Below are 22785 nucleotides of genomic sequence, written 5' to 3' on the forward strand. Positions count from 1 at the left end.
TCACCCTCCCGTCGTCGTGCATTTCCTGATCCGCCGCGTGGAGGGCAGAATCATGAGCGTGACTTTGCAACGCACCGAAGCTAATGGCGACGGCGCTTCCCCGTTTGTAGAGCTGGACCGTCAAACGTGGTCCAGGCTTGCAGCGCAGATGGAGCAGCCCCTCAACGAAGAGGACATCTTCCGTCTCCGCGGCCTCGGCGACCCCCTTGACATGAAGGAAGTCAGGGAGGTTTACCTCCCACTTTCGCGGCTTCTGCACCTGTATGTAGAGGCTTCCCACCAGCTTCACGCTGCAACAACCACGTTCCTGGGCGAACAGACCCAGCGCACTCCGTTCGTGATTGGCGTCGCCGGTTCTGTGGCGGTTGGCAAGTCCACCATCGCCCGCGTGCTCCGGGAAATGCTCCGGCGATGGCCCGGTACCCCCAACGTGGAACTCATCACCACGGATGGCTTCCTCTATCCCTTGGCCGAGCTGAAGCGCCGGCACCTTCTTGAACGCAAGGGTTTTCCCGAGTCCTATGACCGGCGGGGGCTCCTCCGCTTTGTGTCGGAAGTCAAAGGCGGCGCCGAGGAAGTCCGCGCACCCTGGTATTCCCACGTAACGTACGACATCGTGCCGGGCAAGGAAGTGGTGGTCCGGCGTCCCGACGTCCTGATCGTGGAAGGGCTCAACGTCCTCGCCCCCGCGCGCCCCCGGATGGACGGAAAACAAGGACTGGCCGTCAGCGACTTCTTCGATTTCTCCATCTACGTGGACGCCAAAACCTCCTACATCGAGGAATGGTACGTGGACCGTTTCCGCAAACTGCGCACCACCGCCTTTGCGCAGCCGGAATCCTACTTCCACCGCTACGCCACGCTGTCCGACGACGACGCCGAATCCACCGCCCGCGGCATTTGGAAGCGCATCAACGAACCCAACCTTGAAGAAAACGTGCTGCCCACCCGTGGGCGCGCCCAGCTGGTTCTCACCAAGGACGCCGACCACTCCATCCGCCGCATGCTGCTGAGGAAGGTCTAAGGTGGCCGATCCCCAGCCGCTGCCCAGCCGGCGCGCTTTTGCAGGCTTGATCGCCGCTGGCGCTGGGATGGCAGCGTTGTCCGCGTGCACGCCGGAAGCTGCCGCCCCCTCCCCCGCCGCCGCAACCGCCGCCAGTGGGGCTGCTGCGCCTTCTACGGCCCCTTCCAGCTCCCCCGCCATGGATCCGGCAACGATCGCGCCTGAGACGGCCGCGCCGTCGCCCAGCGCCACGCCTTCCAGTGCCGCGCCCTCCAGCGCAGTTACATCGCAGCATTCGCTGTCGGACCCCGCCAGCCCCTGGGTCATCGTCAACAAACACCGCCCCCTCAACCCCCAGGACTTCGTCCCAACCGATCTGGTACAGCCGAACATCCGCCTCGCCGTCAGCGGCGAAGCCGCCCTGCTGAACAGCACGACGGCGGCTGCCGCAGAAAAGATGTTCGGTGCTGCTGCGACGGAAGGCGTCGTTATGGCGTTGGCATCGGGCTACCGCTCCTACTCAACCCAAGTGGCCACGTACGGCGGCTATGTCGCCAGCACGGGCCAAGCCGCAGCCGACCGCGCCTCGGCCCGCCCGGGACACTCCGAACACCAAACAGGTTGGTCCTTCGACATTGCCGACGGTGGTGGGGCCTGCAGCTTCCAGCCGTGTTTCGCTGAGCAACCGGCAGCGGTGTGGTCGAAGGCCAACGCCCATAAGTTCGGTTTCGTGGTCCGCTACCCATGGATGTTCCACGACATCACCGGGTACTTTTACGAGTCGTGGCACCTGCGTTACATCGGGGTGGAGGCAGCAACTGACATGGTCACGCGGGGCATCGTGACGCTCGAAGAGTATTTCGGCCTCGAAGCGGCCCCGGATTACCTTTAGCCCTTAAATGGCTTCGGCCCGCTCCCCTGCCAGGCAGGGGTGCGGGCCGAAGCTCGTTCTGGCTTCTTTAGACAGCCATCTCGCTGGAAGCGCCGAGGCGTTCCTTAACTACTGCAGCAAGGCTGTTGCAGATTCGCTCAGCCGTTTCCATGTCAGCGGCTTCCACCATGACACGGACCAGAGCTTCAGTGCCCGACGGGCGGAGCAGCACGCGGCCGGTTTCGCCCAGTTCGAGTTCGGCTGCAGCAACAGCGGCCGCCACACCTTCGTCGGTACCGGCGCGGGCCTTGTCCACGCCCTTGACGTTGATCATCAGCTGCGGGAGCTTGGTCATAGCGGTGGAGAGTTCCTTGAGGCTGCGGCCTGTCAGTGCAACCTGCGCTGCAAGCTGCAGGCCGGTCAGAACACCGTCACCTGTGGTGGCGTAATCGGAGAAGATCACGTGGCCGGACTGTTCGCCGCCCAGGTTGTAGCCGCCGTTACGCATTTCTTCGAGGACGTAACGGTCGCCGACGCCGGTTTCGCGGATGGTGATACCGGCACTCTTGAGCGCGATCCTGAGGCCGAGGTTGCTCATGACGGTGGCCACGAGGATGCTGTCCTTGAGCTTTCCAGCCTCGTTGAGGGCCAGTGCAAGGATGGCCATGATCTGGTCGCCATCCACTTCATTGCCCTCGTGGTCCACGGCGAGGCAACGGTCGGCGTCGCCGTCATGGGCTACGCCAAGGTCGGCGCCATGCTGGAGAACTGCTTCCTTCAACGGGCCCAGATGGGTGGAGCCTACGCCCTCATTGATGTTCAGGCCGTCCGGCTCAGCGCCGATCACTACGACGTCCGCGCCGGCGTCCTTGAACACCTGGGGTGAACAACCGCTCGCAGCACCGTGGGCGCAATCAAGGACCACCTTCAGGCCGTCAAGGCGCTTGGGAAGCGTTCCCAGCAGGTGCACGATGTATCGGTCCTCAGCGTCGGAGAAACGCTGGATGCGTCCGACGTCGGCTCCCACCGGGCGCTGCGGCTCTTTGCCGAGCTGTGCCTCGATGGCGTCTTCGACGTGGTCCGGGAGCTTCTGGCCGCCGCGGGCAAAGAACTTGATGCCGTTGTCCGGCGCGGGGTTGTGGGAGGCCGACAGCATCACGCCGAAATCGGCGTCGAGATCTGCCACCAGGTAAGCGGCCGCCGGGGTGGGAAGAACACCGGCGTCATAGACGTCGATTCCGGAGCTGGAAAGCCCTGCTTCCACGGCGGCGGCGAGGAACTCGCCACTCGCTCTGGGGTCCCTGGCGACGACGGCGCGCGGCCGCTTGCCGTTGGTTGTGCGGTCATGGCCGAGTACGACGGCGGCGGCCTGGGCAAGCTGCATAGCCAGCTCGGCGGTGAGCAATCCGTTCGCGAGACCGCGCACGCCATCTGTTCCAAATAATCTAGACATCGGCTCAAGTTTAGACGACGCCGGGACACCATCAGTTCAGGAGCGTGTCGGAGCGTCACATGCGCGCCGTGCGACGCCCGTGTTTAACGGCGAAAGCCCGCCCCGCCGAAGTGGCGGAACGGGCTTTCGATGCCCCAATGCAGGGGCGAAGCGAATTAACGCTTGGAGTACTGCTGAGCCTTGCGTGCCTTCTTGAGACCAGCCTTCTTACGCTCGATGACGCGGGCGTCACGGCGCAGGTAACCGGCCTTCTTGAGGGTGGCGCGGTTGTTGTCGACGTCGATCTCGTTCAGCGAGCGAGCAACACCGAGACGCAGTGCACCGGCCTGGCCGGAGATGCCACCGCCGTGGATACGGGCGATGACGTCGTAAGCGCCTTCGAGATCAAGGATCTTGAAGGGCTCGTTGACATCCTGCTGGTGCAGCTTGTTCGGGAAGTAGTTGTCCAGCGTGCGGCCGTTAATGGTCCACTTGCCGGAACCCGGTACAACGCGAACGCGCGCAACGGCTTCCTTGCGGCGGCCAACAGCTGCGCCGGCAACGGTCAGTGCCGGGCGTTCCTTCTTGGGCGCATCTTCACCAGATGTGCTTTCAGAGGTGTAGCTGGTGAGGGTTTCCTCAGCCTCGACGGCTTCGGCGGTCAGTTCTTCGTTCTGAGCCACGGTTCTCCTTGTAATAAAAAGTTTAGTTGGTGGCCAGGACTACTGGGCGACCTGGGTGATTTCGAAAGTCTTCGGCTGCTGAGCGGCGTGGGGGTGCTCGGGGCCTGCGTAGACCTTGAGCTTGCCCAGCTGCTGAGCGGCGAGGGAGTTCTTGGGGAGCATGCCCTTGATGGCCTTCTCAACAGCGCGAACCGGGTTGGATTCCAACAGCTCGGCGTAGTTGACGGAGGTCAGGCCGCCCGGGTAACCGGAGTGGCGGTATGCGCGCTTCTGCTCCAGCTTGGCGCCGGTGAGGGCAACCTTTTCAGCGTTGATGATGATGACGAAGTCGCCCATGTCCATGTGGGACGCAAAGGTCGGCTTGTGCTTTCCGCGCAGCAGTGTTGCGGTCTGGCTGGCAAGACGACCAAGGACAACGTCGGTGGCGTCAATGACGTGCCACTGGCGGTTGATATCGCCGGGCTTCGGGGTGTACGTACGCACGGTTTTGCCTCGTTCTTGTTCTGGCGTTCATGTTTTAGGCGACACGCAATAAGGCGTGTACCTACTATGTATGCGCTACCGGAGCAGAGGTGAGGGCTCTATGTACCAGTCATCCCAGAATCTCGAAATGCCTCAGGAGTTGGCGATCCTGCAACTGGATCCCCCGTAAGGCATGTGTCATCGAGATAGGACACGCACAACGACTCTAAACAATACCTTCAACGGGCCGCCCGGGTCAAAATGGGGTAATCGCCCTTGGGGCTTGGGCACTGATTGAGGGAGAGCACATGACCGACGGGCCCGCCTTTCCACTCATTATCGCCCTCGCGGGCCTCCTCCTGAGCCCTGCTGCAGAGTGGCTCATCTCAGTGCGGCTGCCTCGGCTCGGCGGACCCCCTTCCCCGAGGGTCCGGATCACGACGGCGGCTGTCACCTCGCTGCTGTTTGGCTTGCTCGCGTGGCGGTTTGACGCTTCATGGGAATTGCCGGCATTTCTTTTCCTGGCATTACTTGGAGTGCAACTGTCACGCATCGACTTTGCCCTCCATTTGCTGCCCAACGCCCTCGTCGTGATCCTCCTCGGAGGTGGGCTGCTGCTCCTGACGGCATCCGCAGCCCTTGCCCCGGGATGGCCGGAGCTGTTCCGGGCCCTCGCCGGCGCAGCCATTCTGTTCAGTGGCTACTTAATTCTTGGACTTCTTTCGCCGGGAAGCATCGGAATGGGCGATGTGAAGCTCGCAGCACCCCTGGGGCTGTACTTGGGGTACTTGGATTGGCAGCAAGTACTCTTCGGGGGACTACTGGGATTCGTGGTGGGCGGGGTGCTCACGGTACTGATGTTGCGCCTGCGACGCGCGGAAAAACCCACAGAATCAGCCCATGGCCCGGCAATGGTCATCGCCGCCCTTGGCGTTGCCCTGGTCATGAACTGAAGCGGCTTAGTACGCACTTACCTCCCCCTTCACAGGCGCCCAAATTGATAAGGCAGCTTTCGAAACCAAGTAGTTTCGGCGCCTTTTCCTTCCAAAACTGAGTACTTCCTACCCTCAGTACGTGCCGGCGAGTAGAGCCACCTCCCCCAAGTCGAGTACGGCTACGCATTGTCGCGACTGCTTCCCAGGGTGAATTCTTATCTCATCGAATTCCGAACCGCTAAAGGCAACATGGGGGTAGTTCGGAAGTCGAAGCAAATTCCGATAATTTGCTGGACCTATAACCCAATTCGTAAATATTTTTTCTGGGAAGGAAATTCCAATGTCTGCACTCATGCTTTCCATTACTTCGTACATCGCCGGCGTCAAGACCCGCTTCACCAAGGAGGAGAAGGGAGCGACGATGGTTGAATACGGCCTCATGGTCTCCTTGATCGCAATTGTCGTGATCGCCGGCCTTCTGATTTTGGGCCCCGCCATCCGCGATCTCTTCATCGGCGTTGCCGGCCAACTCTAGGTTGAGCTTTGGCTGCGCTGGCGATCCAGTCGCCGGCGCAGTCAATCCTCCTCTTTAACGCCACATTTGCTTCCGCGATTCTGGGCCTGGGAGACGCTCGTGAAAACGAAAGAGAAAGAACGCGGCGCAGTAGCCGTGGAAATGGCAATCATCTTGCCGCTCCTACTGCTGATCTTGATCGGGGTCATCGAGTTCGGTCGGGCATTGAACGTCCAGGTTTCACTAACGCAAGCAGCCCGTGAAGGTGCCCGCTTCGCAGCAGTTCATTACCAGGACGGCGCAGTGGACGTAGCTGGAACGGCGCTCTCATCCGCACCTTCGCTCGATGGTCTGGGCGTGTCGGTCAGCGACAACGCATCAAGCTGCGCTCCTGGCTCCACTGTCACGGTGACTACCAGTGTCTCGTTGCCCTCCATGTCGGGATTCCTCGACTCAGGTTTCTTTGGCGCTCCAGGTATCTTTCCGCTCAACATGACAGGGGTAGGGGTGATGAGATGCGGTGGTTAGCAGGAATGAGTCGCCGGATCCGGGCAATAACAGCAGCGGAAGATTCGGAGCGTGGCGCAGCCACAATAATGGTCGCCGGCATGATGGTGGTCCTGCTTGGCTTTGCCGCTCTGGCCGTCGACGTCGGAGCCCTCTATGCGGAGAAGGCACAGCTCCAGAACGGGGCTGACGCTGCCGCCCTGGCCATCGCCACTGACTGCGCCGGCGGCAGCTGTGGAAGCAGCACATCTACGGGAAACCAGTTCGCCAACGACAACTCCAACGACAACACCAGCGGTGCTGTCGTAACTTTTCCAGCCGCGGCCACCGTGCGGGTGGTCACCAACGCCCGCGACACAGCGGGGGAAAACAGCTTCTCGTTGTTCTTCGCACGGGCCATGGGCTTCAACACCGCAAATGTTGATGCCGCAGCCGAAGCATCCTGGGGCGCTCCATCCTCTGCGAGTACTCTTCCGTGGACGGTCAGCGAGTGTGTTTTCAAGAAATACCTCTCACCAACGCAACTGGCATCGCTGAATTCCACCGGCACTTTCACCGGCGATCCTGTGCCTACTCATATCCTCCTCCGCTATGACGAGAACACTCCGACCGTGCCGGGGTGCGCGGCCCAAAATGGGTACCAGCCCGGCGGCTTTGGTTGGTTGGTGACCACTTCCGGATGTTCCACAGACATCGATCTTGATATGACAGTCAATGGTCAAACAGGAAACCATTTCCCGAATGCGGCAGGCTGCAATGCAGCCTTGTCCAACATCATGGATGAGCCCGCCCTCATCCCCCTTTTCAACACAGCAACCGGCAATGGAAGCAATGCGAAGTACACCTTGATCGGGTTCGCGGCATTCCAGGTGACCGGTTACAAGTTCAGCGGCTCTGGGGCCGTTGTCGATCCCCTTGCTCCAAGCTGCAACGGAAATTGCCGAGGACTCCAAGGGTATTTCTCCCGCTTCGTCTCGCTCGAAGAGGGCATGCAGGCTACCGAGGGAACCCCGAATTACGGGGCCTCTGTTGTCACGCTCACTGAATAGCCGGTTGAAATGCCGCTGTTCTGGAATCCGAAAGAATCAGAGGAGTAGAAGTGAAAACACGCCTACTGGGAGGCATTGCAGCACTGCTTTTGGCAGTCATAGGCACCGTTTTGCTGGTTACCTATGTACAGGGAGCCGACAAGCGAGCGCAGCAAGGGCTTGATCCCGTCACCGTACTTGTAGTTAAAGAACGCATCCCTGCCGGCACCAAGGCAGAGGAACTGCAGGCCAAGGTCAAGACCGAGACCTTGCCGCAGTCGGCAGTCGCACCCGGCACCATCAGCGCCCTCAATGATCAGAAGGGCAAAGTAACCTCCGCGGACCTACAGCCCGGGGAACAACTACTGGGCGTCAAACTGGTGGATCCCAAAGAGCTCGCGCCAGGCACAGTACCAGTCCCCGAGGGCTTGCAGGAAGCAACGTTTGTTCTTGCACCCGAACGAATCCTGGGTGGCCGGATTGAGGCTGGCGACGCCGTCACCGTGTTTGCCTCTTTCAAATTGGATGAAGCTGTTCCTGCAGGAGCAAACCTTCCTGCTGGCTTGACCGGTTGGAAAGATTTCACAGAACTGCTTTATCACGACGTTTTGGTCACTGCCGTCCAGCAAGCGGCACCTGATGCAGAGAAATCAGCAGGAACCGACAAGGGTGTGGCACTTCCCAACGGCTCCGCCTACGTCACTGTCGCCCTCAGCGATGCCGACGCCACAAAGATGGTGTTTGGCGCCGAATTTGGCACCCTATGGCTCTCCAAGCAGACTGACAAGACTGTCAAGAGCGATCCTCCCACCACCACCTTTGGAGGGCTGGTCCAATGAGCCGCTTCGTAGCCATCACCGCCGTCCGTGATTTTGAAGGACGCGTACGGCAAGCCATCAGTGGCGCACTGCACGGAGAGCTGCAAACGCTGTCTCCGACGGTCCTCCAATCCGGCACCGACGAGATCTTCAAGCAGCTCACAGGTGCTCCTCCTGAAGTCATGATCCTTGGCCCAGGCGTCAACCCTGACGATGCTTTCAAGCTGGCCACAGTGATCGACCTCCAATACCCGGAGATCAGCCTCCTGATGGTGGCCGAACCCAGTGCCGACATTGTGCTTAAGGCCATGCACGCCGGGGTCAGGGACGTGGTTGCGCCGGAAGCTGAGGTCAATGAACTCCGCGTCCTCCTGGAGCGCGCTTGCTTGGCATCCGCGAGCCGGAGACGAGGGATGCAGCCTGCTGCCGAATCCGGACAGGAACGAGGAAGGGTCATTGCCGTCATGTCACCGAAAGGTGGCGTCGGAAAGACGACGGTGGCCACCAATCTCGCAATTGGGTTGGGAACACTCGCGCCGATGAGCGTAGTGATCGTAGATCTCGATTTGCAGTTCGGCGACGTCGCCTCGGGTCTGCTGTTGGAACCGGAGCATTCAATCACCGAGGCAGTCCACGGGGCTGCAGCCCAGGACTCCATGGTGCTCAAAGCATTCCTAACAGTCCACCCGGCTGGAATCTATGCCCTCTGCGCCCCGCAAAAGCCGTCCGATTCGGACTACATCACCGCCGAACATGTAACCCGGCTCATCAACCAGCTTGCCACCGAGTTCAAGTACGTCGTGGTGGACACTGCACCAGGCCTTGGCGAGCATTGCCTCGCCACCCTGGAGTTGGCCACCGACGGAGTATGGGTGTGTGGGATGGACGTGCCCAGCATAAGGGGTCTGAGAAAGTGCTTCAGCGTTCTGAAGGAACTTCAGCTATTGCCACAAGGCCGGCATACCGTCTTGAATTTCGCGGACCGGAAGAGCGGTCTTTCCGTTCAGGATGTCGAAGCTACCATCGGGGTTCCCATTGACACGGTGATTCCTAGGTCCCGCACGCTCCCCTATTCCACGAACCGGGGAATTCCTGTACTTCAAGGGACTGCCAGGGACGCGGCCATCAAGGGACTACGGAAGCTGGTTCAGCGTTTTGACCCGCGCCTGGAATCCACACCTCAGAACAAACTGCACCGGAGGGTGGTGGTGTCATGAAACTCTCGGAGCGGCTTTCGAAGAACAATCCTTTTGCTGTCAACGAGACCATCGACGCATCGTCCGGACAAGCGGTGGCGGGTAATCATGAGGCTGCATCGGGTCCTGCAGTGCCAGGGCCCTCCGTTCCGATGCTGGGCGGCGCTCCCTCAGTTCCCGTTGTCGACGCGCTTTCGGGGCTGAAGCAACGCGCTGCTTCGGCACTTTTTACTCGAATGGGGTCAAGGATCGGGGATACGTCTTCCTCCGAAGAGGACCTCCGGTCTTTCGCAGTGGAGGAACTGTCAGCGGTCATTGATGATGAACAAGTCCCGCTGTCTCCCGAGGAACGCCGTAGGTTGATCCGTGAGATTTCGGACGAAGTGATGGGTTATGGGCCGCTCCAACGCCTGCTGGAGGACCCCTCAGTCACTGAAGTCATGGTGAATCGCTTTGATCAGATTTATGTGGAGCGTCACGGTCATCTTGCCCTGACCGAACTGCAGTTCAGTTCGGATGATCACCTGAGGAAAGTCATTGAACGGATCGTTTCCAAGGTGGGACGCCGCATCGATGAATCATCTCCCTTGGTGGATGCCCGGCTGGAAGACGGATCCCGTGTCAATGCCATTATTCCTCCCCTGGCAGTCAACGGCCCCTCGCTGACCATTAGGAAATTCAGCCATGTTCCTCTCACTGTGGCGAACCTGATCGAGTGGGGGTCCATGAGCCAGGAAATGGCGGAGTTACTGAGCGCCTGTGTTCGGGCCCGGCTCAACGTCATTGTGTCCGGCGGAACCGGCACAGGCAAAACGACCCTCCTCAACGTTTTGTCCTCGTTCATCCCCGCCTCTGACCGCATCGTCACCATTGAAGATGCGGTAGAACTTCAACTACAGCAAGACCACGTGGTGCGCTTGGAAAGCCGTCCCCCCAATATCGAGGGCAAGGGTGCCATCACCATCCGCGATCTCGTTCGAAACTCACTCCGCATGAGGCCTGACCGGATCATCGTAGGTGAGGTGCGCGGGGGTGAGTCATTGGACATGTTGCAGGCCATGAATACCGGCCATGACGGGTCGCTTTCCACGGTGCACGCCAATTCTCCCCGCGATGCGATCGCTCGTCTGGAGACCCTGGTGCTGATGGCTGGTATGGACCTACCTCTCAGGGCCATTCGCGAGCAGGTTTCCTCTGCTGTGGATCTGATCGTCCAAATCACCCGGCTGCGCGACGGAACACGTCGTGTCACGCATGTTACCGAGGTGCAAGGCATGGAGGGCGACGTCGTGACCCTGCAGGATGCTTTTCTGTTCGACTACTCTGCAGGAATTGATGCTCAAGGCCGTTTTCTGGGTCGCGCTCTTCCGACCGGCATCCGACCACGATTCCTCGACCGCTTCACTGAGTTGGGAATTGCAGTTCCCCCATCAGTTTTCGGCGTAGCTCCTGCACCCCTGGGAAGGCGGTAACCATGGACTCCCCCGTGCTCTTCGTGGTCGCCATAGGGCTGTGTTTTGCCGCTATTGCGGTCTTGGTCTTGATTGTCTTGAAACCGAAAAATGGAGCCATTCCCCTTGAACGCCGCAGGCTTGGTGCCTCAACCGATGACTCTGCAGTCGGAAAAGTCTCGCAATCCGCCGTCCACTTTGTCGACACGGCAATTGGTCGCTCGGGCGGCCCCTTCAACCGGGAGGTCCTCTACCAAGCAGGCGTGAAGCAGGCACCAGCTGACTTTACGGTTATGGTGGCCATCGCAACGATCGCAGTAGGTGTCCTCGGATCGCTGCTCGTCTCGGTGATCATCGGAATCCTGATGGCGCTGTCTACTCCGTTCGTGGCAAAACTCGTATTGGTAGTCAAGACAGACAAGCGCCGATCGAAGTTCGATGCACAACTGACGGATACCATCCAGATGCTCATCGGCGGCCTCCGCGTGGGCCACAGTATCATGCGCTCCCTTGAGGCGGCTGCCCAAGAAGCAGAGGCACCCACCTCCGAAGAACTGTCCCGAATTGTCAATGAAGTGAGGATCGGAAAGGATCCACGACAAGCCCTGGAAGAATGTGCCACCCGGATGGATTCCGAGGACTTTCGCTGGATTGGACAGGCCATTCAGATCAACCGGGAAGTGGGTGGCGACCTTGCGGAGGTCCTGGAGCAAGTTGCAGGAACTATCCGGGAACGCAGTGAAATCAAGGCCCACGTCAAGGCACTGAGTGCCGAGGGAAAGATGTCTGCTTACATCCTCATGGCTTTGCCAGTTGGTGTCGGTCTACTCCTGACCTTGATGAACCCCAAGTACATGTCAGTCTTCGTCACCCATCCTGTGGGGATCGCCATGCTGGTTGCCAGCGCAATCCTCTTCGTCATCGGCGGTTTCTGGATGAGCCGCACTGTAAAGATCAGGTTCTAGGAGGACTGTCATGACGCTTATCCCGTGGTTGATCATTGCAGCAATTATCCTTCCCGTCGGCTACTTCGCCTGGTCCCTCGCATCGATCGACCGGAAAGGCATCGTAGCCATTCAAAGCAATTTGGGTTCCGGCTTTGCGCAAGGAACTGGAGTCGACGTCCGACGTCCGCCCCTGCTTCTGGGAGTCGCCCGGAAACTGACCCCTGGAAGCTACGAAGCCAAGCTTGATCACTGGCTCGCTTTGGCCGGTCGCCCCAAATCCATGCCGCTGACAAAACTCATCGCACTGAAGCCAATCCTCGCGGTGTCAGGAGCCGGCGCGGGTGTGCTGCTTATTCTTGCGAATCCCAGCCCGCTCAGCATCGGATTGTGCATTTTCCTCACAGTCTTTCTCTATTTCATCTGCGACCTTCTTGTGTACAACACCGGACTCAAACGTCAGGAGGCCATCCAAGTAGAGTTCCCCAACACCTTGGACCAGATGCTGATCTCGGTTGAGGCAGGACTCGGTTTCGAATCTGCCATGGAGCGCGCGTCAGCGCATGGGGACGGCCCGCTGGCGCATGAGCTGATGAGGACGCTTCAAGATATCCAAGTAGGACGTCCTCGGCAGGAAGCCTACGAAGCACTTGCAGAGCGTTCTACTGTTTCCGACGTTCGCAGCTTTGTCCTTGCCGTCATCCAGGCCGACAAGTACGGCATTGGCATAGCCAATGTGCTCCGGGCCCAGGCCAAGCAGGCAAGAGTCAAGCGACGTCAAAACGCTGAAGAGAAAGCGATGAAGTTGCCTGTCAAGGTGCTTTTCCCACTGCTGTTTTCAATCTTCCCAGTGTTGTTCATAGTCCTTCTGGGTCCCGCAGTAATCAAGATAGCCGAGGCCTTCTCCTGATCTTGATCCTCGGGAAATAGACCGGCACTTCGCGGATCCCAGACCACGGAGTGCCACAACGGCCCCCTTCCGGTACCCAGAGCCGGGAGGGGGTCCTCCAACGCCCAGGGAAAGCAGCAAACAAGAAGACGCTACGCCCGCCGCGCCCGCGTCAGCTCAGCCCGGGCCAGCATCTCGGCATCCGAAGGATAAGAAACTTCCTCCAGCACCAAGGGATGCGGTGCGGCGAGCACGGATTTGGCATCGCGCTTCCTCTCCAGAAGGCGCGAGTGCAGCCAGCCCGGAGCCTCCAACTTCTCCCCCACCCGAAGCGCAGAGCCCACCAAGGACCGCACCATGTTGTGGCAGAAAGCGTCGGCCTGAACGGTGGCCACAATGACACCGTCGCTGTCGCGGGTAAAGGAGAACTTCTGGAGTTCCCGGATGGTGGTGGCGCCTTCGCGCGGCTTGCAGTACGAGCGGAAATCCTGGAGTCCCAGCAGCGCCACGGCCCCGGAGTTCATGAGCGAAACATCCAACGGCGCTTTGTGCCACAGCGTGATTCCCCGCAGCAGGGGGTCCCACCGTTCGGGACCGTCGGCAATGCGGTAACTGTACCTGCGCCACAACGCTGAAAAGCGGGCGTCGAAGCCTTCAGGCGCCAGACCGGCGTCGTGCACTTCCACAGCGCCGGTGAGGTCGCCGAGGATCCGGCTCAAAGCTCCGCGGAGGCGCCGCAACAGCGCGACGGCGGGATCGAGTTCGTGCCCACGCGGCAGTGACAGCCACTCGGCTTCGGTCAGGTCCAGGTGAACCACCTGGCCGCGTGCGTGGACTCCCGCGTCAGTCCTGCCGGCCACCGTCACGCGGACAGGTCGTTGCAGCAGGAGCGCCAGCGCTTCCTCCACGGAGCCCTGGACAGTACGAAGCCCGGGCTGCAGGGCCCATCCATTGAAGGGTGCGCCGTCGTAAGAGAGATCAAGCCTTACACGCAAAAACCCGCCGCCCCCCAAAACGGGGGCAGCGGGTTTTCGTTCGTTCATAGACTTAAGTCTACTGCGAAGAATTCAGTGAATTACTTCTTGTCCTCAGCGGCCGGAGCCTCTTCGGTTTCAGCGGCTTCAGCTTCAGCAGCGTCGGCTTCAGCGGCCGGAGCCTCTTCGGTCTCAGCAGCTTCTGCTTCTACAGCTTCGGTCTCAACGACCTCTTCCTCAGCAGCCGGAGCTTCAGCAGCCGGAGCAGCCTTGGCAGCGGCAGCGGTTGCTTCAGCAACAACGGCCTGCTTCGGGGAGACCGGCTCGAGAACGAGCTCGATGACAGCCATGGGAGCGTTGTCGCCCTTGCGGTTGCCGATCTTGGTGATGCGGGTGTAGCCACCATCGCGGTTGGCAACGGCGCCGGCGATGTCGGTGAACAGCTCGTGGACAACGCCCTTGTCGCTGATCAGGCCGAGAACGCGGCGGCGGGAAGCGAGGTCGCCACGCTTGGCGAAGGTGACCAGACGCTCTGCGTACGGCTTAAGGCGCTTGGCCTTGGTGACCGTGGTGGTGATGCGCTTGTGCTCAAACAGAGCAGCTGCCAGGTTCGCGAGCATCAGGCGCTCGTGAGCCGGGCCGCCTCCGAGGCGCGGACCCTTAGTGGGGGTAGGCATAGTTATTTCTCCTGTTATGTAAGCCGTTCAGGTCCATTGCTGGACCCAGCGGCCAAGATCTGCTGTTTAGAGCTCGTCGTCGCTGAACGCGGCGTCGTCCTCTTCGATGGCTGCGGCGCGGGCTGCGAGATCGAAACCGGGAGGGGAGTCCTTGAGGGACAGACCCAGTTCCACGAGCTTTGCCTTGACCTCGTCAATGGACTTCGCACCGAAGTTACGAATGTCCATCAGGTCAGCCTCGGAGCGGGCAACGAGTTCACCCACGGTGTGGATGCCCTCACGCTTGAGGCAGTTGTAGGAACGGACGGTGAGGTCCAGATCCTCGATCGGCAGAGCCATGTCAGCTGCCAGGGCAGCGTCCGTCGGCGACGGGCCAATCTCGATACCTTCAGCTGCGGTGTTCAGCTCACGAGCCAGACCGAACAGTTCCACCAAGGTGGTGCCTGCGGAAGCAACAGCGTCGCGCGGAGCGATTGCCTGCTTGGTCTCGACGTCGACAATGAGCTTGTCGAAGTCGGTGCGCTGCTCAACACGGGTAGCTTCCACGCGGAAAGTTACCTTCATGACCGGCGAGTAGATCGAGTCAACCGGAATACGGCCAATCTCGGAGTCGCCGGACTTGTTCTGAGCTGCCGAAACGTAGCCACGGCCGCGCTCGATGGTCAGTTCGAGTTCGAACTTGCCCTTCGAGTTCAGAGTGGCAATGTGCAGATCCGGGTTGTGGAATTCGACGCCGGCCGGCGGAGCGATGTCCGCGGCGGTGACGACTCCGGGGCCCTGCTTGCGCAGGTACGCAACAACCGGCTCATCGTGCTCGGAGGAAACCGAAAGGTTCTTGATGTTCAGGATGATCTCGGTGACATCTTCCTTGACACCCGGAACCGTGGTGAACTCGTGCAGCACGCCATCGATCCGGATGCTGGTTACAGCGGCACCGGGGATGGAGGAGAGCAGGGTACGGCGGAGGGAGTTTCCGAGGGTGTAGCCGAAGCCCGGCTCCAGCGGTTCAATGATGAAACGGGAGCGGTTCTCGGATACAACTTCTTCAGACAGGGTGGGGCGCTGTGCAATGAGCACTTAGGTTTCCTTTCGGCGAGCATCCGCTATATGACGCAACACAGGTGGTGGAAATCGGCTTCGGTTTCCAGCCTGACCAGCCGGGCCATGCTTATGAAGGGTCGAAACTCTCCACAGCAGGCCCGGCCAGTCAGGCAGGGAAGACCTAATTAGACGCGGCGGCGCTTCGGCGGGCGGCAACCGTTGTGGGCGCTGGGGGTGACGTCCTGGATGGAGCCAACCTCGAGGCCAGCGGCCTGAAGCGAACGGATTGCGGTTTCGCGTCCGGATCCCGGGCCCTTGACGAATACGTCAACCTTGCGCAGACCGTGCTCCTGAGCGCGCTTTGCAGCGGCTTCAGCAGCCATCTGGGCGGCGAAGGGAGTGGACTTACGGGAGCCCTTGAAGCCAACCTCACCGGCGGAAGCCCATGAGATGACAGCACCGTTCGGGTCCGTGATGGACACGATGGTGTTGTTAAAGGTGCTCTTGATGTGCGCCTGGCCAAGCGCAATATTCTTCTTATCCTTGCGACGCGGCTTACGAACCGCTCCACGAGTCTTCGGGGGCATTGTTTCTCCTACAGAAAGTTATCGGGGGAAAACCGGATCAATCCCGAGGGATTAACGTCCGGCCTTCTTCTTGCCGGCGACGGTGCGCTTCGGGCCCTTACGGGTACGAGCGTTGGTCTTCGTACGCTGTCCGCGTACGGGCAGGCCCTTGCGGTGGCGCAGGCCTTCGTAGCTGCCGATCTCTACCTTGCGGCGGATGTCAGCGGCTACCTCGCGGCGAAGGTCACCCTCAACCTTGTAGTTGCCTTCAATGTAGTCACGCAGCTGAACCAGTTCGGCGTCAGTCAGGTCCTTGACGCGAACGTCGGCGCTGATGCCAGTGGCAGCCAGGGTTTCGTGTGCACGGGTCTTGCCCACGCCGTAGATGTAAGTAAGCGCAATTTCCAACCGCTTTTCGCGGGGAATGTCTACGCCAGCGAGACGAGCCATAGTGGCGGTACTCCTTGAATAAACCGGAGGTCGTAGGCAGTACACCCACACGTTCCGTGTGGCCCCAGCCTCCGACCGGGGGTTCGCTGACCAGGCTCTATACTGCAGTCCTGGCACAGCTTGTGCTGCCTTTATTTACTTGCGTGGGCTAGCAACCCAGGTTTGCCCTTGCGGGCGCTGATTCCCGGAAGGGGAATTAGCCCTGGCGCTGCTTGTGGCGCGGGTTCTCGCAGATCACCATGACCCGGCCGTTACGGCGGATCACTTTGCACTTGTCGCAGATCTGCTTGACGCTCGGCTTGACCTTCATGGCGTTCCTTTGCGTGTTTTGCAGTTGATCTGCTGGAGCGGCTTAGGCACTATTGCCTGGCCGCCCAGCAATTTACTTGTAGCGGTAGACGATACGACCACGTGTGAGGTCGTATGGGCTCAGCTCAACCACTACCCGGTCCTCGGGGAGGATTCGAATGTAGTGCTGTCGCATCTTCCCAGAGATGTGTGCGAGAACGACGTGCTTGTTGGTGAGCTCAACGCGAAACATCGCATTGGGCAGCGCCTCAGTCACAACGCCCTCGATCTCAATGACCCCGTCCTTCTTGGCCATATCCTCCGCTAACTGTTGTTTGCCGCTGTCCTTCAGTTAGGCACCGAAGATCCAGCGGACGTTTTTTGTTTGCTTGGCCCTCTTGAACCACGACACTAAAAAGGGCGTGGCTGCACAGACAACCAACAAATAACTCTACGCCAATCAGGCCGGAAAGTTAAATCCGTCCATGGTAGCGCAAGGGTCCCCCGCCGTCACTCCCCTGCGGGCCTGAAAGCCGGGAATTCACCTGCCGCCGTCGAGACACTTTCCGCAGCCCCGACGCCGTCGAGTATCGCGAGCCGAACGGCTTCCGCCGCGGCACTTTGAAGCGTTATCAGCGACACTTGCCGCGCCTGTTCAGTACTGCGATCCAGCACGACGGCGCCTGTCGCCAAAGCGAACACGGTATCACCGTCCGCAAGGGTGTGCGACGGATCCAAGGCCCGGGCCAACCCCGCATGCCCGGCACTGGCGGTCCGCCTGCATTCGGCAACATCAAGGGCAGCATTCGTAGCGACCACCACCAACGTCGTGTTGAGCCCCTGCGGTGGAACCCCCGGGCCGGCAGAGGGTTGTGGCCCTGTCGCGCTGAACACCGGCGAACCAAGCGCATTTACTACCGCGATGGCCCCCACAATCACGCCGCCGTCGAGGGTGATGGACGACGTTCCGATGCCACCTTTGTACTGCCCGCGCGCAACAACGGCACCAGTCCCCGCACCCACGTTTCCACGTTCGACGACGGCATGGTCACCTGAGGCGAACGCTGCAGCGGCTGCCTGGTATCCCATGTCGGCGCCGGGTCGAGCTTTCACGTCACCGCCCCGCCCGAGGTCGAAGATGGCGGCCGCAGGCACAATCGGCACCACAGTTCCGGGAACAGCGAAGCCCCTCCCCTGTTCTTCGCACCACAACTGGGCCCCGCCAGCCGAGGCCAACCCAAAAGCGCTGCCCCCGGTCAGCACCACGGCATCCACAGTGGATACCAGCGTGGTGGGATCCAGTGCGTCGGTCTCATGAGTCCCAGGACCTCCACCGCGAACATCCACAGACCCCACGGTCCCCACGGGAGGAAGAACAACAGTCACCCCGGACAGCCACCCCTCCCCCACCCTCTGCACATGCCCAACCCGTATGCCGGCAACATCGGTGATCGAATTCATGGCTCCATTCTCCACCTGCACGAAGGCGGACTCAGCGAATTGACTGGCACCCGGCAGCGCGCGTCTAAGGGAGGAACGACCGAGCGCGCAGAGGGTGGCAGCCAATTGGCTGCCACCGATGAAGGGCAAAGTGGGAGCCCGGCCTCGAATACGAACAAGCGAGTAACGCCGAGTAAACGGGTTGGGAAGTGTCAGACAACTATCGCTACGGACCGCGTATTCGGCCCATTCAGCCGCTGTGCGTGTGGTGAGCTAGGCCTGTCTTCGCCGCCCCGTTCCGGGAGTTGGCTGCCCCACGTTCGCCAAAAAACGTTAGTGACCCATGACTACCCGACAGATTCACAGCAGCACCGCGCCTGCAGGCAGGCCGGACTCCACGCCGCCGGTTCCGCCCGTCGATGCCGCCCAGCACCCTCCGGTAAGAAGGGGCTGGTCTGGCCGCAGCCGCAAAGACTTCATGGTTTTCCTAGCCATGGCTTTGCCGAACCTAGTGTTGATCGGCACGTTCACGTATTGGCCCCTGATCAACAACATCTATTACTCCACGCTGGATTGGACGCTGGGTTCGGCGTCGGCCACGGTGGTGGGGCTGCAGAACTATGTCACCTTCTTCACCAGCGAGGATGCGTCCAAGGTTCTGGGGACCACAGCCGTCTTTACGTTGGTGACGGTGGGTGGGTCGATGGTTCTCGGGTTGCTGGTTGCCCTGGCGTTGAACTCGAAGGTCCGTGGAACCACCTTTGCGAGGTCCGCGGTGTTTGCCCCTTACGTGCTGTCCGGGGTGGGCGTCGGCCTGGTGTGGCTGTTCATCTTCGATCCCGGCTACGGCGTGCTGGCGTGGATTCTTCGGGGAATGGGGCAGCAGAGCCCACAGTGGATCAACGATCCCCAGTTGTCGTTGGTGATGGTCATCATCGTCTACATCTGGAAGAACCTGGGCTATTGCGCCGTGGTGTACCTCGCCGGGTTGCAGTCCCTTCCCCGCGACGTCATGGAAGCTGCAGCGCTTGATGGGGCAAACAGCGTGCGGAGGTTCTTCAACATCTCCATGCCGCTTCTTTCCCCCACTACGTTCTTCCTCTTGATCACCACCATGCTGAGCTCTTTGCAGGCCTTCGACCTCATCCGCATCATGACTCCGTTGGGCAACGGCACCAGCACGTTGATTTATGAGGCGTATCTGCAGGCATTCGGCGCCTATAACCGGGCCGGGTATTCCGCCGCGATCTCGGTGATCCTCTTCGCCATCCTGCTGATCATCACGGTCCTCCAACTGCGGTTCGTTGAGCGAAAGGTCCACTACTCATGAGCGCACCGTTACCAGCCGCCGTCGTGCCTTCCCCACAGGACTCACAGCAGGACAACCGGCAAGAGTCGCAGCAACCGCAACGGCCGCGTCCCTTCTCCAGCGCCAACCTGCTCCAGACTGTCGCAACCGGGTACGTCCCGTTGATCATTGCCACACTGGTGGTGTTCCTGCCCCTGCTGTGGATGCTGTTGAGCTCTTTCAAGCAGCCGGGCGAGATCGTCACCATGGATTTGAAGATCCTGCCGGAGTCCCTGAACCTGGAGAACTACGCCACGGCGATGACCACCGTCCCGTTTGCGCAGTTCTTCGCCAACAGCCTGATCGTTACCGTCATCGGCTCATCCATCAAGGTCGTCCTGGCCATCCTGACTGCCTACGCCCTCGTGTTCGTGCGATTCCCGTTCAAGAACGTGATCTTCGTGCTGATTCTGGTAGCCCTCATGGTCCCGGCCCAAGTGTCCATCCTGCCCAACTACATCCTCATTGCAGGAATGGGCGGGAAGAACACGTTGTGGGGCATCATCCTCCCCGGCCTCGGCACAGCGTTTGGGACGTTCCTGCTGCGCCAGCACTTCCTGACGCTGCCGCCATCGATCCTCGAAGCGGCCGAAATCGATGGTGCCGGCCACTGGCGGCGCTTGTGGCAGATCATTGTGCCGGTCTCGGTCCCGTCCATCGCCACTGTGGCGTTGGTGACCGTGGTCAGTGAATGGAACGACTACATCTGGCCGCTCATTATCACTGACCGCCCCGAAACCATGACGCTGCCCGTGGGCCTGACGTTGCTGCAGAACTCGGAAGGCAATGGGGCAGGCTGGGGAATCCTCATGGCCGGCGCCGTTCTGGTGATCGTCCCCATCCTGCTGGTGTTCGCAGCACTCCAGCGCTACATCGTGGCCGGCCTGACCCAAGGAAGCGTCACCGGCTGATTTTCTCCCTCCGCACCATTCGCATCGAAATACCCTAGTGAAGTTATTGAGAGGAAGCACCATGCGTACCAACCTTGACCGCCGACATTTCCTGGGCCTGGCCGGACTGGGCGCCGGAGCCGCGGCACTGGCCGCCTGTGGCGGACCTTCGACGGCGGGCACGGCAGACGCCGTCGAGACCGCAGCGATCGATTTCAGCGGCGTGAAGCCGGCTGGCTCCATCGACTTCTGGACCAACCACCCAGGCAAGTCGCAGGACGTGGAGAAGGCGATCATTGAGAAGTTCCACGCCAAGTTCCCGGACATTAAAGTCAACCTCGTCACGGCCGGGGCCAACTACGAGGAGATCGCCCAGAAGTTCCAGACCTCGCAGGCAGCCAAGACGGGTCTACCGGCGCTGGTTGTCCTCTCTGATGTGTGGTGGTTCCGCTACTTCTCCAATGGCAGCATCATCCCCATCGATGGACTGGTGAAGCAGCTGGACATCAAGATCGACGACTTCCAGAAGTCGCTGGTGGACGACTACAAGTACGACGACAAGCAGTGGGCGCTCCCCTACGGCCGGTCCACCCCGCTGTTCTACTACAACAAGGACCATTTCAAGGCGGCGGGCCTCCCTGATCGCGCACCGGCCACGTGGCAGGAATTCGCGGAGTGGGCCCCGAAGCTTAAGGCCACGTCCGGCGCACAGTATGCCTACATCTACCCGGCCCTTGCCGGCTACGCGGGCTGGACCTTGCAAAACAACCTGTGGGGCTGGGGCGGCAGCTGGTCCAAGGACTGGGACATCACGTGTGATTCCACCGAGTCAGTCGCTGCATTGCAGTGGGCGCAGGATTCCATTTACAAGGAGGGCTGGGCGGGCGTTTCGTCCAAGGAAGCCGCAGACGACTTCGCCGCGGGCATCACCTCGTCCACCATTTCCTCCACTGGTTCCTTGCTGGGCGTCCTGAAGGCAGCCAAGTTCAACGTTGGCGTCGGTTTCCTTCCGGGCGGGCCCGAAGTGCCCAGCGGGGTCTGCCCCACGGGCGGTGCCGGTCTCGGCATCCCGAGCGGCATCACCAAGGAGGAACAGCTTGCTGCGGCCACGTTCCTGAAGTTCATGACCGAACCGGAGAACACCGCCGCTTTCTCCGCTGCCACCGGGTACATGCCCACGCGTCTCTCGGCCGACATGTCCGCTGTCCTCGCCGCGACACCGCAAATCAAGACCGCCATGGACCAGCTCGCCGTGACCAAGGTCCAGGACAACGCACGCGTGTTCCTGCCGGGTGCGGACCAGGAGATGGCCAAGGCCGCTGCCAAGATCCTCACGCAGCAGGGCGACGTGCAGGCAACCATGACCGAGCTTAAGAAGACGCTCGAGGGCATTTACACCACGGATGTGAAGCCGAAGCTGAAGGCCTGATTTCTCCTCCAGGCATGAAGAGAGCCGGGCTGCTTCAGCAGCCCGGCTCTTGTGCTTCGGGGCGTACGGCCCGGGTCTTACGGGATTGGTACAGGCCTTACGGGATCGGTACAGGCCTTACGGGATCGGTACAGGCACGACGCCGAGCGGCGCCAACTGCTCGGCGCCCCCATCCGGGGCGGACAGGACCCAGATGCCCTTTTCGTGGACGGCGACAGAATGCTCCCACTGGCAGGAACGCTTGCCGTCAGTGGTGACAACGGTCCAGTCGTCGTCGAGGGTGGCGGTTTCGATGCCCCCGCGCACCAGCATGGGTTCGATGGCCAGGCACAGGCCTGGGCGGATCTTCGGTCCGCGGTGGCCGGTCCGGTAGTTCAGGACATCCGGGGCCATGTGCATTTCGGAGCCAATGCCGTGCCCTACGTAGTCTTCCAGGATGCCCAAGGGCTTGCCGTGGACGGAGGAGACGTAGTCATCGATCGCGTTGCCGATGTCTCCGACGAATTTTCCGTTGGCAAGGGCGGCGATGCCACGCCACATGGCAGCCTCAGTGACGTCGGAGAGCCGCTGGTCTTCGGGATCCGCCGTACCCACGATGACCGTCCGCGCAGAGTCTGAATGCCAGCCGTCCACGATGCAGCCGCCGTCGATGGAAATAATGTCACCCTCCTTGAGGACCTTGGTCCCGGGGATGCCATGGACCACTTCTTCGTTGACGGAGGTGCAAATTGTGGCGGGGAAGCCGTGGTAGCCGAGGAAGTTGGACTTGGCACCTGCATCGTTGAGGACCGCGGCAAAAACATCGTCCAGGTCTTTGGTGGTGACGCCCGGCTTGGCCGCCGCAACTGCAGCATCAAGTGCACGGCTCAGGACAAGCCCGGCCTCCTGCATCTTGCGCATCTGCTCGTTGGTCTTGTATTCAATGCGGGGCTGACCGAACGCCATGTTC

The 22785-nt window shown here is 60.7% G+C and carries 26 protein-coding genes; 14 read left to right on the forward strand and 12 right to left on the reverse strand.

What is annotated here, in order from left to right; genetic code table 11:
• Positions 1-52 precede the first annotated feature (52 nt).
• Positions 53-1024 (forward strand): type I pantothenate kinase, encoded by a 972-nt coding sequence (coaA, locus tag AYX22_RS15510; protein ID WP_011775550.1) that lies wholly within the window; start codon positions 53-55, stop codon positions 1022-1024.
• Between the two features lie 67 nt (positions 1025-1091).
• Positions 1092-1895: a M15 family metallopeptidase gene (locus AYX22_RS15515; protein WP_207597610.1), complete on the forward strand. Its 804-nt coding sequence runs from the start codon at positions 1092-1094 to the stop codon at positions 1893-1895.
• A 67-nt stretch (positions 1896-1962) separates the two neighbouring features.
• Here the strand turns inward: AYX22_RS15515 and glmM are convergent, their stop codons facing one another.
• The 3 genes from glmM to rplM all read right to left on the reverse strand — a co-directional run bounded on the left by glmM (position 1963) and on the right by rplM (position 4472).
• Positions 1963-3327, reverse strand: coding sequence for a phosphoglucosamine mutase (gene glmM, locus AYX22_RS15520; RefSeq protein WP_207594216.1), 1365 nt, complete (start codon positions 3325-3327; stop codon positions 1963-1965).
• Positions 3328-3482: 155 nt separating this feature from the next.
• Positions 3483-3989 (reverse strand): 30S ribosomal protein S9, encoded by a 507-nt coding sequence (rpsI, locus tag AYX22_RS15525; protein WP_089595774.1) that lies wholly within the window; start codon positions 3987-3989, stop codon positions 3483-3485.
• A 39-nt stretch (positions 3990-4028) separates the two neighbouring features.
• Positions 4029-4472 (reverse strand): 50S ribosomal protein L13, encoded by a 444-nt coding sequence (gene rplM / locus AYX22_RS15530; protein ID WP_011775554.1) that lies wholly within the window; start codon positions 4470-4472, stop codon positions 4029-4031.
• A 287-nt stretch (positions 4473-4759) separates the two neighbouring features.
• Here rplM and AYX22_RS15535 point away from each other — a divergent pair, with 287 nt between their 5' ends.
• The 9 genes from AYX22_RS15535 (at position 4760) to AYX22_RS15575 (ending at position 12754) form a co-directional block, all read left to right on the forward strand.
• On the forward strand, positions 4760-5404 hold the full coding sequence (locus AYX22_RS15535; protein WP_207594217.1) for a prepilin peptidase: 645 nt from the start codon (positions 4760-4762) through the stop codon (positions 5402-5404).
• Positions 5405-5726: 322 nt separating this feature from the next.
• Positions 5727-5921 (forward strand): Flp family type IVb pilin, encoded by a 195-nt coding sequence (locus tag AYX22_RS15540; RefSeq protein ID WP_242703354.1) that lies wholly within the window; start codon positions 5727-5729, stop codon positions 5919-5921.
• A gap of 99 nt (positions 5922-6020) precedes the next feature.
• The gene (locus AYX22_RS15545) at positions 6021-6428 is read left to right on the forward strand and encodes a TadE family protein (protein WP_207594218.1); all 408 of its coding nucleotides are present in this window, start codon (positions 6021-6023) and stop codon (positions 6426-6428) included.
• A 5-nt stretch (positions 6429-6433) separates the two neighbouring features.
• Entirely contained in the window at positions 6434-7456 is a 1023-nt protein-coding gene (locus AYX22_RS15550) for a Tad domain-containing protein (RefSeq protein WP_207594219.1), read from the forward strand.
• A 50-nt stretch (positions 7457-7506) separates the two neighbouring features.
• Positions 7507-8274, forward strand: a complete 768-nt coding sequence (locus AYX22_RS15555; RefSeq protein WP_207594220.1) for an RcpC/CpaB family pilus assembly protein — start codon at positions 7507-7509, stop codon at positions 8272-8274.
• Positions 8271-9470 (forward strand): AAA family ATPase, encoded by a 1200-nt coding sequence (locus AYX22_RS15560; RefSeq protein WP_172324899.1) that lies wholly within the window; start codon positions 8271-8273, stop codon positions 9468-9470. Before AYX22_RS15555 ends, AYX22_RS15560 begins: the two co-directional genes overlap by 4 nt.
• 131 nt (positions 9471-9601) lie before the next feature.
• The gene (locus tag AYX22_RS15565; protein ID WP_242703643.1) at positions 9602-10921 is read left to right on the forward strand and encodes a CpaF family protein; all 1320 of its coding nucleotides are present in this window, start codon (positions 9602-9604) and stop codon (positions 10919-10921) included.
• Between the two features lie 2 nt (positions 10922-10923).
• A complete protein-coding gene (locus AYX22_RS15570) occupies positions 10924-11865 on the forward strand; it encodes a type II secretion system F family protein (RefSeq protein WP_207594222.1) in 942 nt (313 codons plus the stop codon).
• Positions 11866-11875: 10 nt separating this feature from the next.
• A complete protein-coding gene (locus AYX22_RS15575; protein WP_207594223.1) occupies positions 11876-12754 on the forward strand; it encodes a type II secretion system F family protein in 879 nt (292 codons plus the stop codon).
• Between the two features lie 131 nt (positions 12755-12885).
• On the opposite strand, the gene AYX22_RS15580 is transcribed toward AYX22_RS15575, so the two are convergent.
• From AYX22_RS15580 to AYX22_RS15615, 8 genes are all read right to left on the reverse strand, one after another.
• Positions 12886-13776, reverse strand: coding sequence for a tRNA pseudouridine synthase A (locus AYX22_RS15580; RefSeq protein ID WP_207594224.1), 891 nt, complete (start codon positions 13774-13776; stop codon positions 12886-12888).
• Between the two features lie 32 nt (positions 13777-13808).
• The gene (gene rplQ, locus AYX22_RS15585; protein ID WP_207594225.1) at positions 13809-14384 is read right to left on the reverse strand and encodes a 50S ribosomal protein L17; all 576 of its coding nucleotides are present in this window, start codon (positions 14382-14384) and stop codon (positions 13809-13811) included.
• 66 nt (positions 14385-14450) lie between these two features.
• The gene (locus AYX22_RS15590) at positions 14451-15461 is read right to left on the reverse strand and encodes a DNA-directed RNA polymerase subunit alpha (RefSeq protein WP_011775567.1); all 1011 of its coding nucleotides are present in this window, start codon (positions 15459-15461) and stop codon (positions 14451-14453) included.
• A 149-nt stretch (positions 15462-15610) separates the two neighbouring features.
• The gene (gene rpsK / locus AYX22_RS15595) at positions 15611-16012 is read right to left on the reverse strand and encodes a 30S ribosomal protein S11 (protein WP_014922380.1); all 402 of its coding nucleotides are present in this window, start codon (positions 16010-16012) and stop codon (positions 15611-15613) included.
• Positions 16013-16063: 51 nt separating this feature from the next.
• Positions 16064-16441: a 30S ribosomal protein S13 gene (gene rpsM, locus AYX22_RS15600; RefSeq protein WP_011775569.1), complete on the reverse strand. Its 378-nt coding sequence runs from the start codon at positions 16439-16441 to the stop codon at positions 16064-16066.
• Positions 16442-16637: 196 nt separating this feature from the next.
• A complete protein-coding gene (gene rpmJ, locus AYX22_RS15605; protein ID WP_011775570.1) occupies positions 16638-16751 on the reverse strand; it encodes a 50S ribosomal protein L36 in 114 nt (37 codons plus the stop codon).
• A 72-nt stretch (positions 16752-16823) separates the two neighbouring features.
• Positions 16824-17045: a translation initiation factor IF-1 gene (gene infA, locus AYX22_RS15610; RefSeq protein ID WP_011775571.1), complete on the reverse strand. Its 222-nt coding sequence runs from the start codon at positions 17043-17045 to the stop codon at positions 16824-16826.
• A 194-nt stretch (positions 17046-17239) separates the two neighbouring features.
• Positions 17240-18190 (reverse strand): P1 family peptidase, encoded by a 951-nt coding sequence (locus AYX22_RS15615; RefSeq protein ID WP_207594226.1) that lies wholly within the window; start codon positions 18188-18190, stop codon positions 17240-17242.
• A gap of 322 nt (positions 18191-18512) precedes the next feature.
• On the opposite strand from AYX22_RS15615, the gene AYX22_RS15620 reads away from it, so the two are divergent.
• The 3 genes from AYX22_RS15620 to AYX22_RS15630 all read left to right on the forward strand — a co-directional run bounded on the left by AYX22_RS15620 (position 18513) and on the right by AYX22_RS15630 (position 21836).
• Positions 18513-19499, forward strand: a complete 987-nt coding sequence (locus AYX22_RS15620; RefSeq protein ID WP_207594227.1) for a sugar ABC transporter permease — start codon at positions 18513-18515, stop codon at positions 19497-19499.
• On the forward strand, positions 19496-20428 hold the full coding sequence (locus tag AYX22_RS15625; RefSeq protein ID WP_207594228.1) for a carbohydrate ABC transporter permease: 933 nt from the start codon (positions 19496-19498) through the stop codon (positions 20426-20428). Before AYX22_RS15620 ends, AYX22_RS15625 begins: the two co-directional genes overlap by 4 nt.
• A 61-nt stretch (positions 20429-20489) precedes the next feature.
• Complete coding sequence (locus AYX22_RS15630) at positions 20490-21836, forward strand: ABC transporter substrate-binding protein (protein WP_207594229.1); 1347 nt, start codon at positions 20490-20492, stop codon at positions 21834-21836.
• Between the two features lie 117 nt (positions 21837-21953).
• Here the strand turns inward: AYX22_RS15630 and map are convergent, their stop codons facing one another.
• Positions 21954-22781 carry a type I methionyl aminopeptidase gene (gene map, locus AYX22_RS15635; protein ID WP_207594230.1) on the reverse strand — a complete coding sequence of 276 codons (828 nt, stop codon included), beginning with the start codon at positions 22779-22781 and terminating at the stop codon, positions 21954-21956.
• Between the last annotated feature and the right edge of the window lie 4 nt (positions 22782-22785).

The sequence above is a fragment of the Arthrobacter sp. D5-1 genome, from assembly GCF_017357425.1.
Classification (GTDB): Bacteria; Actinomycetota; Actinomycetes; order Actinomycetales; family Micrococcaceae; genus Arthrobacter.